This window comes from Arthrobacter agilis, from assembly GCF_006494655.1.
In the GTDB taxonomy this organism is placed as follows: domain Bacteria; phylum Actinomycetota; class Actinomycetes; order Actinomycetales; family Micrococcaceae; genus Arthrobacter_D; species Arthrobacter_D agilis.
This window is the reverse complement of the sequence record NZ_VHIM01000008.1, coordinates 182,700-194,641: the sequence shown is the minus strand read 5'-3', so window position 1 is coordinate 194,641 and position 11,942 is coordinate 182,700. Positions and strand designations below refer to the sequence as shown.

General features: G+C 65.2%; 13 protein-coding genes. 3 read left to right on the top strand and 10 right to left on the bottom strand.

Annotated elements, in window-relative coordinates; genetic code table 11:
- Positions 1-123: 123 nt before the first annotated feature.
- The 4 genes from qcrB to ctaE form a co-directional block, all read right to left on the bottom strand.
- Positions 124-1,809 (bottom strand): cytochrome bc1 complex cytochrome b subunit, encoded by a 1,686-nt coding sequence (gene qcrB, locus FJV46_RS13325; RefSeq protein WP_087026806.1) that lies wholly within the window; start codon positions 1,807-1,809, stop codon positions 124-126.
- A 1-nt stretch (position 1,810) separates the two neighbouring features.
- Positions 1,811-2,833 (bottom strand): cytochrome bc1 complex Rieske iron-sulfur subunit, encoded by a 1,023-nt coding sequence (gene qcrA / locus FJV46_RS13320; RefSeq protein WP_087026809.1) that lies wholly within the window; start codon positions 2,831-2,833, stop codon positions 1,811-1,813.
- 75 nt (positions 2,834-2,908) lie between these two features.
- Positions 2,909-3,700 carry a cytochrome bc1 complex diheme cytochrome c subunit gene (gene qcrC, locus FJV46_RS13315; protein ID WP_087026812.1) on the bottom strand — a complete coding sequence of 264 codons (792 nt, stop codon included), beginning with the start codon at positions 3,698-3,700 and terminating at the stop codon, positions 2,909-2,911.
- Positions 3,701-3,786: 86 nt separating this feature from the next.
- The gene (gene ctaE, locus FJV46_RS13310; RefSeq protein ID WP_087026815.1) at positions 3,787-4,425 is read right to left on the bottom strand and encodes an aa3-type cytochrome oxidase subunit III; all 639 of its coding nucleotides are present in this window, start codon (positions 4,423-4,425) and stop codon (positions 3,787-3,789) included.
- Between the two features lie 147 nt (positions 4,426-4,572).
- Between ctaE and trpD the strand changes: the two genes are divergently transcribed.
- The gene (gene trpD, locus FJV46_RS13305; RefSeq protein WP_087026818.1) at positions 4,573-5,634 is read left to right on the top strand and encodes an anthranilate phosphoribosyltransferase; all 1,062 of its coding nucleotides are present in this window, start codon (positions 4,573-4,575) and stop codon (positions 5,632-5,634) included.
- A gap of 59 nt (positions 5,635-5,693) precedes the next feature.
- Here the strand turns inward: trpD and FJV46_RS13300 are convergent, their stop codons facing one another.
- Both FJV46_RS13300 and FJV46_RS13295 read right to left on the bottom strand, forming a co-directional pair.
- On the bottom strand, positions 5,694-5,975 hold the full coding sequence (locus tag FJV46_RS13300) for an Lrp/AsnC family transcriptional regulator (protein ID WP_087026821.1): 282 nt from the start codon (positions 5,973-5,975) through the stop codon (positions 5,694-5,696).
- Positions 5,976-6,007: 32 nt separating this feature from the next.
- Positions 6,008-6,424, bottom strand: coding sequence for a DUF3054 domain-containing protein (locus FJV46_RS13295; protein WP_087026824.1), 417 nt, complete (start codon positions 6,422-6,424; stop codon positions 6,008-6,010).
- A gap of 96 nt (positions 6,425-6,520) precedes the next feature.
- Here FJV46_RS13295 and FJV46_RS13290 point away from each other — a divergent pair, with 96 nt between their 5' ends.
- Together FJV46_RS13290 and FJV46_RS13285 are read left to right on the top strand one after the other, a co-directional pair.
- Complete coding sequence (locus FJV46_RS13290; RefSeq protein WP_087026827.1) at positions 6,521-6,985, top strand: VOC family protein; 465 nt, start codon at positions 6,521-6,523, stop codon at positions 6,983-6,985.
- A 184-nt stretch (positions 6,986-7,169) separates the two neighbouring features.
- Positions 7,170-7,724, top strand: coding sequence for an isochorismatase family protein (locus FJV46_RS13285; RefSeq protein WP_087026830.1), 555 nt, complete (start codon positions 7,170-7,172; stop codon positions 7,722-7,724).
- Positions 7,725-7,904: 180 nt separating this feature from the next.
- On the opposite strand, the gene FJV46_RS13280 is transcribed toward FJV46_RS13285, so the two are convergent.
- The 4 genes from FJV46_RS13280 to FJV46_RS13265 form a co-directional block, all read right to left on the bottom strand.
- On the bottom strand, positions 7,905-8,474 hold the full coding sequence (locus FJV46_RS13280; protein ID WP_087026833.1) for an MOSC domain-containing protein: 570 nt from the start codon (positions 8,472-8,474) through the stop codon (positions 7,905-7,907).
- A gap of 204 nt (positions 8,475-8,678) precedes the next feature.
- Positions 8,679-9,953, bottom strand: coding sequence for a site-specific integrase (locus FJV46_RS13275; protein ID WP_232008646.1), 1,275 nt, complete (start codon positions 9,951-9,953; stop codon positions 8,679-8,681).
- 235 nt (positions 9,954-10,188) lie between these two features.
- Positions 10,189-10,527 carry a helix-turn-helix domain-containing protein gene (locus FJV46_RS13270; protein WP_087026839.1) on the bottom strand — a complete coding sequence of 113 codons (339 nt, stop codon included), beginning with the start codon at positions 10,525-10,527 and terminating at the stop codon, positions 10,189-10,191.
- On the bottom strand, positions 10,524-11,630 hold the full coding sequence (locus FJV46_RS13265; protein WP_087026843.1) for a tyrosine-type recombinase/integrase: 1,107 nt from the start codon (positions 11,628-11,630) through the stop codon (positions 10,524-10,526). Before FJV46_RS13265 ends, FJV46_RS13270 begins: the two co-directional genes overlap by 4 nt.
- Positions 11,631-11,942 lie beyond the last annotated feature (312 nt).

Genomic DNA, 11,942 nt, shown 5'->3' with positions numbered 1-11,942 from the left:
ACACGAGGACCTCCTGATCGAAAACCGGAACCTAGACAGCTCCACTCTCGATCGGAGGTCCTCCTCGCGTCCAGAACCTACGACGCGTCCTCACACATCAACCAACGTCCCTGGGCAGTACACCTAGTGGCTGGCGATCGACTCCCGATCCTTCGTGCCGGCGATCTCACCGTGGTGATCGCCATGCGATGCAGCGAGTTCCTTCGGGCTGACGGGCGCGACACGGTCCTCGAAGAAGAACCGGGAGACGCGGCCGTGGACCTTGTCGAGGCGGCTGATCTTGCCGTTCTCGTCGGGCTGCGGAACCATGACCTCGGGCGACTCGAAGCTGGTCAGCTTGTACCGGCTGTAGTCGTCCACCTGCTCGTGCACCTCGATGAACTCGCCGTGCGGGAGGCGGACGATCCGGCCGGTCTCGCGACCGTGGAGGGCGATCTCGCGGTCCTTGCGCTGCAGGGCGAGGGAGATGCGACGCGACACCATGAACGCGATGACCGGTCCGAAGATCACGAGGAAGCGCAGCCAGTACGTGACGTCGTTCAGGGACACCATGAAGTGCGTGGCGATCAGGTCCGAGCTGGCTGCCGCCCACAGGACACAGTAGAACGTGATACCGGCGACACCGATCGCCGTGCGGGTGGGGGCATTGCGCGGACGATTGAGCAGGTGATGCTCGCGGCGGTCCTTGGTGACCCAGGCCTCGATCCAGGGCCAGGTGAACATCAGGCCGAAGACGATCATCGCGGGTACCAGAGCCGGCAGGAGCACGTTCAGCGACAGGGCGTTCACACCCCAGGGGAACGGGATCATGAACTCGAAGTCGAAATTGCTGCCGATCGTCCCCGGCATGAGTCGGAGAGCACCGTCCACCCACCCGATGTACCAGTCAGGCTGCGTGCCGGCCGAGACGGGGGAGGGATCGTAGGGGCCGTAGTTCCAGATCGGGTTGATCGTGAACGCTGCGGCGATGGCGGCGAGGACACCGAAGACGATGAAGAAGAATCCGCCTGCCTTCGCCGCGTAGACCGGGCCGACGGGGTAACCGACGACGTTGGTGTTCGTCCGTCCAGGGCCGGGGAACTGAGCGTGCTTGTGCAGCACCACCATGAACAGGTGGATGCCGATCATCAGCAGGATGACGGCCGGGATGAGGAGGATGTGGAGCACGTACAGGCGGGGGATGATGACCGTACCCGGGAATTCGCCTCCGAAGAGGAAGAAGCTGAGGTACGTACCGACCACCGGGAGTGCTTTCATAACGCCGTCGATGATCCGCAGGCCGTTACCGGAGAGCAGGTCGTCGGGGAGTGAGTAGCCGGTGAAGCCAGCCGCGAGGCTGAGGATCACCAGGACGCAGCCGACGACCCAGTTGAACTCACGAGGTCGGCGGAACGCCCCCGTGAAGAACACGCGAAGCATGTGGACGGCCACTGCGGCGACGAACAGCAGCGCGGCCCAGTGGTGCACCTGGCGCATGAACAGTCCGCCACGGATGTCGAAGGAGATATCGAGTGAGGTCGCGTAGGCCATGGACATCTCGACGCCGCGCAACGGGGCATAGCTGCCCTCGTAGTGCGTCTCGGCCATCGAGGGGTCGTAGAAGAACGTGAGGAACGTCCCGGACAGCAGCAGGATGACGAAGGTGTACAGCGCCACCTCGCCGAACATGAACGTCCAGTGGTCGGGGAAGATCTTCCGTCCGAACTCCTTGACGATTGCCGACCCGCCGACACGGGAATCGACATAGTCGGTGACTTTGCCGACGCGCGTCTTCGGCACGTAGGTAGGCGTCGCGGTTGAGCTGCTCATGTCAGCCTCGCTCCCAGAAACTAGGTCCTACGGGTTCTTGGAAATCGCTGGACGCGACGAGGTAGCCCTCGTCGTCGACCTCGATGGGTAGCTGTGGCAGCGGACGCGCAGCTGGACCGAAGATCACCTTGCACTCTTGTTCGAGATCGAAGGTGGACTGGTGGCAGGGGCACAGCAGATGGTGTGTCTGCTGTTCGTAGAGCGCTACCGGGCAGCCGACGTGCGTGCAGATCTTGGAATACGCAACAATTCCGTCGTAGCCCCAGTTCTCCCGACCGGGAGATGGGTTGAGCTCCTCGGGGTCGAGGCGCATGAGCAGGACGACTGCCTTGGCCTTTTCCTCGAGCTTGTTCTCGACCTCGTTGAGCCCCTCGGGGATGACGTGGAACGCCGACCCGACGGTAACGTCCGAGGCACGGATGGGGGTGCCGCTGGGATCGCGGGTCAGACGGACGCCGGTATCCCACATGGTCTGCTTCAGCGCATTGCCGGGCAGGGGACCGAGGTCGCGGAAGATGGCGATCGCCGGCAGGGGAGCCAGGATCGCAGCTCCGAGCAGCGTGTTCCGGATGAGCGGGCGCCGTTTGATCCCCGACTCCTCGAGGATGTCGTTGACGATCTTCTCGGCGTCCTGCCGGTCCTTCTCGGGCCGGATCTCGTGGCGGCTCTCCGTGACCTCGTGGTCCGGCATCAGGGTTTTCGCCCAGTGCACGATCCCGACGCCGATGCCCAGCATCGCGAAGGCGGTGCCGAGTCCCAGCATCAGGTTCTGGAGGCGGAGCCGCGCGATGGTCTCGTCCAGCGGGACGAAGAAGTAACCGACGAAGAAGAGCAGGGTTCCCAGAACGGAGATGAAGAACAGCAGGGCGACCTGACGCTCGGCACGCTTCTCCGCGCGTGGATCCCGGTCAGCCAGACGCGGCCGGTGCGGGGGGAGACCCGGGTTCTCGAACGTGTCGAGGTCCGCACCCGGAGCGGCGACGGTGACCGAGGTACCGGGAGCGCCGTGACTAGAGTCGGCCATGATCCCTCTCATCCTTCTTTAGGTGCTGCATGCGCAAGTCTGTCTGTGATTCGTTGGAAACGTACTGCCGGATGGTCACGAGGACCTTGACGTGAGCCACACCGTGAAGGCGATGATGACGCCGAGCCCGGCGACCCAGATGAACAGGCCCTCCGATACCGGACCGAGCGAGCCCAGGTCCGCTCCGCCCGGAGAACCCTGCTCCTCGATGGTCTTGAGGAAGGCGATGATGTCCTGCTTGTCCTGCGGCGACACGTTGGCGTCGTTGAAGACCGGCATGTTCTGGGGTCCGGTGACCATCGCCTCGTAGATGTGCTTCTCGCTGACGCCGTCGAGCGACGGTGCGTACTTGCCACGCGTCAACGCGCCACCGGCTGCAGCAGCGTTGTGGCACATGGCGCAGTTCACGCGGAACAGCTCGCCGCCGTGTGCAGGATCGCCTTCCGATGCATCGACCATGTCATCGGTCGGGATCGCCGGACCGGCTCCGAGGGAAGCCACGTATGCCGCGAGCTGTCCGATCTGCTCCTCCGTGAACTGGACCGGCTTCGCCTGGGCCTGGGGTCCGTCCATTTGCATGGGCATGCGGCCGGTGCCGACCTGGAAGTCGACCGAGGCCGCTCCGACACCGACGAGCGACGGCGCGGCGTCGGATCCCGTGGCACCCATGCCGTGGCAGGACGCACAGTTCGCCGAAAACAGCTTGCTGCCCTCTTCGACGTCGTTCGCAGTGAATGTGGTGGTCTGTGCCTGCGCCTCGTTCGCGGTGCTGGCTGCGGCGTAGATCCCGCCGGTGACGAGGAGCGCCATCAGGAGCAGCGCGAATGCTGCAAGTGGGTGACGCCGCCTCTGGGAGAGTGCCTTCACGGAGTGGTTCCTACCTGTTGTGGTGCCAGAGCTGCTGGACTTCTTCATTGAATTCTACCTCTAGTAGAAGAGATTACAGGAGGGAATCACTGAAGGAAGTAGATGATGATGAAGAGGCCGATCCAGACGACGTCCACGAAGTGCCAGTAGTAGGACGTGACGATCGCGGAGGTGGCCTCGAAGTGACCGAACTGCCGGGCGATGAAGGCCCGGCCGATGATGAAGAGGAAGGCGATCAGCCCGCCGATCACGTGAATTCCGTGGAAGCCGGTGGTGATGTAGAACGCGGACCCGAACGGATTGGACGAGAGGGCAACTCCCTCGGAGACCAGTTCCGCGTACTCGAAAGCCTGTACGGAGACGAAGATCGCACCCATCACGAACGTGACGAGGAACCATTCGACCATGCCCCATTGGGCGAACTGGAACGGACCACCCGTGCGGCGAGGCTGCAGGCGCTCGGCGGCGAAGACCCCGAACTGGCAGCTGAAGGAACTCGACACCAGGATGATCGTGTTGACCAGGGCGAACGGGACGTTCAGCTTCTCGGTCTCCATCGCCCAGAGATCGCCGGACGTGGACCGGAGGGTGAAGTACATGGCAAAGAGGCCGGCGAAGAACATCAGCTCGCTGGACAACCACACCACGGTCCCTACGGAGACCATGTTGGGGCGGTTGAGCGCGGGATGCGGGGCGGCGCTGGGGGCTTGGGTCGCGGATGTCACAGACTCATTATGTCCCCAAGATCAGCGTGTTCACCAACGCGAAACGGTGTGCTGCGGCGCTTGATGGCGGTTCGTGCGGTCCCTCGCCCGTGATTACGCGGAAGTTCGCCGTGATGACTTTCTACGATTCGTAGATAATCTGGGACCGTGAGCCTGACAACGACCCCTCAAGCGGCGCAGCCATCGTGGCCGTCGATCTTCTCCTGCCTCCTGGGGCGGGTCGATCTGAGCACCCGCCAGAGCCGCTGGGCCATGGATACGATCATGGCGGGCGAGGCCACACACAGCCAGATCGCCGGTTTCCTGGTCGCCCTGCGCGCCAAGGGGGAATCGGTCGACGAGCTGATCGGACTGGTCCAGGCGATGCTCGGCCGGGCGCACCGCATCGAGGTCGCTGGTCCCACACTGGACATCGTGGGGACGGGCGGTGACGGCCTGAACACCCTCAATATCTCGACGATGTCCTCCCTCGTCGCCGTGGGGGCCGGCGCCACGGTCGTCAAGCACGGGAACCGGGGTGCCTCCTCGGCGTCCGGAGCAGCGGACGTCATCGAGGAGTTGGGCGTGCGCCTCGACCTCGCCCCGGCCCAGGTGGCTGCCACGGCTGTCGAGGCGGGCATCACGTTCTGCTTCGCCCAGGTCTTCCATCCGTCCATGAAGCACGTGGCGGTACCGCGCCGCGAGCTCGGGATTCCCACCACCTTCAACTTCCTCGGACCGCTGAGCAATCCGGCCGGCGTCGGAGCGCAGGCGCTGGGATGCGCCGATGCCCGGATGGCTCCTCTGATGGCGGGGGTCCTCGCGGCCAGGGGAGTGCGGGCTTTGGTCTTCAGGGGCGACGACGGCCGGGACAAGCTCACGACGAGTGGCTCGTCCACGCTCTGGGAGGTCAGGGACGGTGCCGTCGACGCTCACGTCGTGCACCCGGCGGACTTCGGCCTCGACGTCGTCCCCGTCGACGCCCTGCGCGGGACCGATGCGACGGGCAATGCGGCGGTGGTGCGTTCCGTCCTCCGGGGTGACGCCGGGCCGGTGCGGGACGCCGTCGTCCTCAACACCGCTGCCGGGCTCGTCGCGTTCGACGAGGCGGCGGAGGGGCCGCTCGTGGAGCGGATGAGGACGGCGATGGTCAGAGCTGCCGAGTCGATCGATTCCGGCGCGGCCGCCGCCGTCCTCGACCGCTGGATCACCGTGAGCCGGGCCTTCTGATCGTCAGGGGCGGCACCGGGGGCCGGGGGTAGCAGCGGCCGGTCGGCGACGCTGGGCAGTCAGCTGTCGAAGCCGAGGGAGAACGCGGCGTCCAGGTCGTGTTGGGAGTAGGAGCGGAAGGCGATCTGGGTGGTCGTCGACCGGACTGCCTCGATTTTCGACAGCCGGTCCGCGATCACATCCGCGAGGTCCTCGTGCCGGGAGACCCGCGCGATCGCGATCAGGTCCCACTCGCCGGTCACCGAGTAGACCTCGCTGATGCCCTCGATCTCCGAGATGGCCTGGGCACTCTCGGGGATCCGGGAGGCGTCGGTCTGGATGAGGACGAATGCGGTGATCATGGCATGCCTTTCGGGTGGGAGCGGACCTTCCCCTACGCTACCCGCCGACGGCGCCGCCGGAGGGTCAACGCGACGGCCCGCGGTGCCAGCAGGAACACGCCGAGGACCAGCAGGGTGACCACCTGGAAGCTCAGTGCAACCCCGGCACCCGACACCGCCCGCACACCGAGTCCTCCGCCCACGGTGGCGAGCCCCAGGACCACTCCTGTGGGCCACACGGCCGACGGCGAGCGCCACGCCTGCAGCAGCAGCGCGGCGAGAACATAGGCTGCGATGAACGGCCATGCCGTGTCGAGGACACCGGCGATCGTCACGCCGTGCTCGTGCGTCCGCCGGCCGGACGCCGCGAAGACGAGGATCAGGAGGACATCGACGGCGGCCCATCCGAGCGCCGCTGCCCCCGACGCGACGTCCGGAGTGGACGAGCGGGTCGCGTCGGTCCGGGTCATGGGAGCAAGCCTACTGGTTGTCCCGGTTCGATCCCTGGACTAGGTTCGAGCCACAGTCCGTACACCGGCGTGCGGCTCGAACGAAGGACAGCTCCGATGGGGTCGATCACTCCGTGCCTGTGGTTCGACGGGCAGGCCGAGGAAGCCGCTGCGCTCTACACCTCCGTGGTGCGCAACTCACGCATCGTCTCCGTGTCGCGGGTGGGCCCGTCGGAGAGCGACCCCGCCCTCACTGTGTCGTTCGAGCTTGACGGACAGGCCTTCGTCGCGCTCAACGGCGGCCCGCAGTTCTCCTTCACGGAAGCGGTCTCCTTCCAGATCGCATGCGCCGACCAGGAGGAGGTGGACCGGCACTGGGACGCCCTGACCGACGGGGGAGAGGAGAGCAGGTGCGGGTGGCTGAAGGACCGGTACGGGCTGTCCTGGCAGATCATCCCCACGGTCCTGCAGTCCCTCATCGGGGGACCGGACGCCGACGGGGCTCAGCGTGCCGTCGCCGCGATGCTGTCGATGGGCAAGCTGGACATCGCGGCCCTGGAGTCCGCCTATCGCGGAGACTGACGGCGAGTGGTAGGGCGCACGGCGCGACAGCATCGGCCGACGCCGGCCTGTCCTTTGCGGACCCGGCCTGTCCGCAAGGGACCGACGTGCCCGACGCCGCCGTCGTACTCTTGGCGTCAGCGCACAGGGCCCACCGCTCGCTGGGGACGGTCGAGTGCGGTACACCTGCACAGAAGGAGCAGTGATGACAACACTCGACCACCGCCCGAGGACCGCCCTGATGGTCATCGACGTGCAGAACGGGGTGGTCGCGGCCGCCCACGATCGGGATGACGTGGTGAACAACATCGACGCCCTTCTGGGCCGGGCCCGTGCGGAGGGCGTGCCGGTGGTGTGGGTGCAACACTCCGACGCGGAACTCGAGGAGGGCTCCGACTCCTGGCAGATCGTGCCCGAGCTGAGCCGCCGCGAGGGTGAAGCCCTCGTGCACAAGCAGCACGGCGACGCCTTCGAGGCCACGAATCTCGAGGATGTGCTCGCTGCGGCAGGTGTGGGACGCCTCGTGGTGTCGGGAGCCCAGTCCGATGCATGCATCCGTTCCACCCTTCATGGGGCTTTCGTCCGGGGCTACGACGTGACACTCATGGGCGATGCCCACACCACCGAGGATCTGAGCGCGTGGGGTGCGCCGCCACCGGACAAGGTCATCGCGCACATGAATCTGTACTGGCAGCACCAGACCGCTCCCGGGCGGACCGCCGCCGTCACCTCGACGTCCGACGCCGTGTTCGCTGTCTGATCCTCGCTCGTGCAACCGTCGCCGTTCGCGCGCCGTGTTCGCTGTCTGATCCTCGCTCGTGCAACCGTCGCCGTTCGCGCGCCGTGCTTCCCTGTCTACCCCTCCGCGGGCCTGGTGCGGCGACCGCACGTGTTCGGTTCCCGCCGGTGGCGCTCCGCGGGCCGGGGGAGTTGACCACTGTCAGGGGAGGCGTCCGGGACGGAGCACGGACGCGACGTGCGCCCTGGCGGGGTCCAGCCGGAGCGGGCTGACCAGGACGGCTGGACCTTGCCCCAGGATGCCGCTGGTCAGCGGCCTGCAGCGCAGGCCGCCCCGACCCCGCATGGCCTTGTGGGCGCCCGGGGCCAGGACACGGTCCATCCAGGCGCAGGGATGGGCGTGACGCCCTCCGTGGAAGGAGACGGTTCCGGCCGGTGTCTCGAGCACGAAGTCCTCGCCGATGAGGGGTGTCAGTTCGGCGCCGCGCAGAATGATGTTGCGGCGGGGGAGAAGGGGGTCGAACGGCTGCGCGCCGAGTTCCTCGGCGATCGCCTCGAGGGATTCGACGGCCATCAGTGTCACGGCTGCGTCCATGTGCGCGGCCTTCCCGAAGAAGCGGTCACCGAGAATTCCCTTGCCGGCGACGACGTTGATGGTCTCCGCATCCGCCGTGGGTACGTCGGCGGCGCCATCCTTCGCCCGCCCGAAATAGGCATGATCGGGAGAAACGAGCAGATGGAGGATGTCGACGTCGTACCGGTACTCAGCCATGACCTCACGCTACTCTGCACCACGTGCCACAGGCCGCGTCCCATGAGTCGCTCGGGTGGATCGCCGTCGCGCGTCTGCCGGGCTTTGGCGCACCGTCGGTCCGGGTGCGGCTGCTACGGAGCTCACCAGCGAGAAGAGGTGCTTTCAACAGCGGAAGAGGGGCTTTCGGTCTTTAAGCGGGAACGAGACTTATCGGTTTGAGTCCTATTCGCTGCCAATCTGCCGGTCTTTGGACGGGTTTGGGGTGGGGTGTGTGATCTTTCCTGCGTAGCTGGCCATGGTTGTGCCGGCGTCGGTGGCGTGTTTGTGGATGACTTGGTAGCTGTAGCCGAGTGCGTTCGCGACCAGTGTGGGTGGTAGTTCCTGAACGAGTCCGCGCAGGGCGGTGTTGCGGGCTCCGTTGAGGTTGATGCCCAGGGCGCGGAGCTGCCCCATCATCGCGTCGGCGTGGAGGTGTTGTCCGGGGATGGTGCCGGGAAAGAGCCATTGGTTCCCGCGGTTGCCGGTCTGTTGGTTGGGCCGGTGGTGGAGGTGTTCCCAGAACATGGGAGCGATTTGGGCGGGGACCAGGACGGGGACGTTGCCCAGGTTCAGGTGCAGCCCGTCGGGTAGGGCTTGGAGGTCCGAGCATTTAAGGGCTGCGATCTTTCCGACGGGCTGACCGAAGAGCAGCAGGATCAGGGCCGCGACCCGGTAGGTGAGTGGCGGCTCGTTGGACTCGATGCAGTGGCGGATGAGTTCTATGCGTTGGTGCTGGGTGATCAGCGGTGTTGTGGCGGCGTAACGGTGCGCGATGTCGAGTTGTGGGATGTCCTTGTTTTTCATGAGCCAGACGATGAATGTGCGGATGGCGTGGCGGGTCGAGGGGCCGGTAGCGAGGTATTCGTTTACGTGGGTCTGTCGTATGCCGGTGCTGGTCAGGCCGTGGGTGGTGTTGAGCCAGGTGAGGAACTTCCCGGATTCGGTAATTTCCTGCTTCGCGGAGCGCACGGCAGTGTTCAGGTCCGTTTCTGGAGCGGCCATGGCGCGGAGGCGTTTGAGGTGGTGCCAGCGGGCGAAGCGTTCGATGGGCGCCTGAATGTGTGGGGTTCCGGCGAGGTCCAAGATTCGGGTAGTCAGCCAGCGTTCGAAGGCTGCGAGTTGGCGGTCCCGGTCCTCGAGCATGCCGTGATGGATGAGCAGTTCCCGCAGGTATTCCACGGACCTGGACCCGGGCAGGGCGTCAAAGGCCTCGTGAGTGAGTGCGATGGTGCGCGTGCCGAGTCCTTCGAGGAGGTACCTGGTTTTGGCTCCTCGCATCCAGGTATAGACGCTCTCGGGTCGATCGGCCTCGGCTAGGACACCGATGAGGCGTTTGAGGCGCAGGTCCGGGGGATTGTTGGGGTGCAGGAGCTGTTCCAGGTCGGTCTTCAGTACGCAGCGGATGCAGCGGCCGGCACGGAACCTCTCGGTTTCGGCGCCGCACCCGTCGCAGGTCATCGTGGTGGTGATGCCAGCGCAGTCCCGGCAAATGTTTGCCCCCTCAGCGGTTCTACCCGGGAGCAGTCGTTCGTCGCCGCAAAGGACACACGTTCCCTGGGTTCTCAGGGCGGTGGTGAAGCAGATCCCGCAAACGGGCCCGTCTGGCCAGTTCACCCGGATTTTGGCTGCCATACGCCCGCATCGGGCGCACCGGTGCTCGCCGTGGGACCGGGGCCGGCCACGCGGGGGAGGTTCAGTCCTCAAGGATCCGTGCCCGGACGGGTTTGTATGCGTCAGCGAAACGGACCACGTTTTCCCCGGAGGTAACGGCCTGTTGCTGGCGTTTGGACCTGGCATCGGTGGCAGTGAAGGTGAACAGCTCGTTGGCTTCGACGCCGAAGATGTCGCAGAGGGCAGCCAGGAGCTGGAAGGAAATCCGTTCCGGGTTCTGGCTGACCATGCGGTAGATCTGCGACTCGGAGAGCGTGATGCCCCGTTCACGGAGCGGTCCCACGAGCTCACGGGTCGTGCGCATGCCGTGCCGGGCCATCAGTTCCCGGGCCCGCCACCGGTATTCGATATCCCGTTTCACTCTCGTTCCTCCTTCGGCCTGACGGCCCTGTCGATTATGTCCTCGAGGACACGGTTGAGTTCACTGGTCTGGTAGTCGCTGGAAACGGCCGTATAAAGGGAGGTCGTCGAGGCGTGTTCGTGGCCGACCTGCCGTTGAACGAAGGTGTGGTCGAAGCCGAAGTGCTCGAAAAGGTGGGTCACGTAGGACCGGCGCAGGGAATGGATGTCCAGCCCTGGTGGATAGCCGAGCTCGTCGATGTAGTCACGGAAGCGGCGGTGCAGGTTGGACTTGGGAACCGGCAGTCCATTGGCCGTGGGAAAGACCTCTGACACGGCCGGGGTGAGCCAGGGCAGACCAACACGAATCCAGGTGTCCAGGACCTCGGGCGACCAGTCAAAAACCGTCAGGACGGAGCGTCTTTTGGGCGGGGAACCACGCTGCGCCTTGCCGTACCGGACCTGCAGGACACCGAACTCACCGAACTGCGGCGCCCGGTGGTTCCGGGAGAAGTCCACCGTCTGCAGGTGCGTGACCTCATTAGCCCGCAACCCCCAGGCATAAGCGGTCTTGAACACGGTCGCGTCCCGGTAAGCAGCCACCGCACCCTTACGCCCCGATACCAGGACCCGATCGACCTCGAGATCAGCCAAATCGAAGAACCCCTGCAGCTCGACCCGGGTAAACGGCCTTTTCGCCGGTGCCTGTTCATTGTTCTGCACGTGCCGGGCCCGGTTGAACTCGGTGATGATCTGGGCAGGGGATCGGCCGAACCCCTGCTCACAGATCCGGTCCCACTCATAGGCCGGATCGGTCAGGAAATCGCAGAACACCTTCAGATGGGTTTGATACGCCCGGATCGTCGCGAAGGCCAGATTCAGGATCGCGCGCTCATGAGCGAAGAACTCATCAGCATCACCGACCGTCCAGTCCCACGGGAAGCGCCCGGTGTAATCCACGAACCGACGGACCAGGCTCTCACGTCCCCGGATCGTACCCGCCGTGAAGTTCCGGGCCAGCTGCTGCTGCTTCCAGCCCGTGAGCATGTCCTCGAACACCGCATCCGCACTGACGGCTTCCTGCCGCAGCGGAAGCCTGATCAATCGGCCCTCCAACGGGTCCATCACGGCCTCCGAAGCCTCTGCAGATAATGCACTCAGACTGCATAAAATGCGAACGCACGTCAAGGAAACCTCGGAAATCCGCGGAACCACCGGTTGCGTCTGCCGCTCAACCCATCAACCTCGTCACCCAAGGCGCTGACGCCAGCCGAAACTCTCCACAGCCCTACATCCCTGTAACGACGCGGAACGCAGCGCCCAGGCAGTAGGACGAGGGGGAGTCGTACCACCGAGTCCTATTCAGCAGATCCTGCAGTAAGTTCTCTTCTAGTTGACATAATGTAGATTATCGGCGCTTCTGAGTCGGAGCGAGAG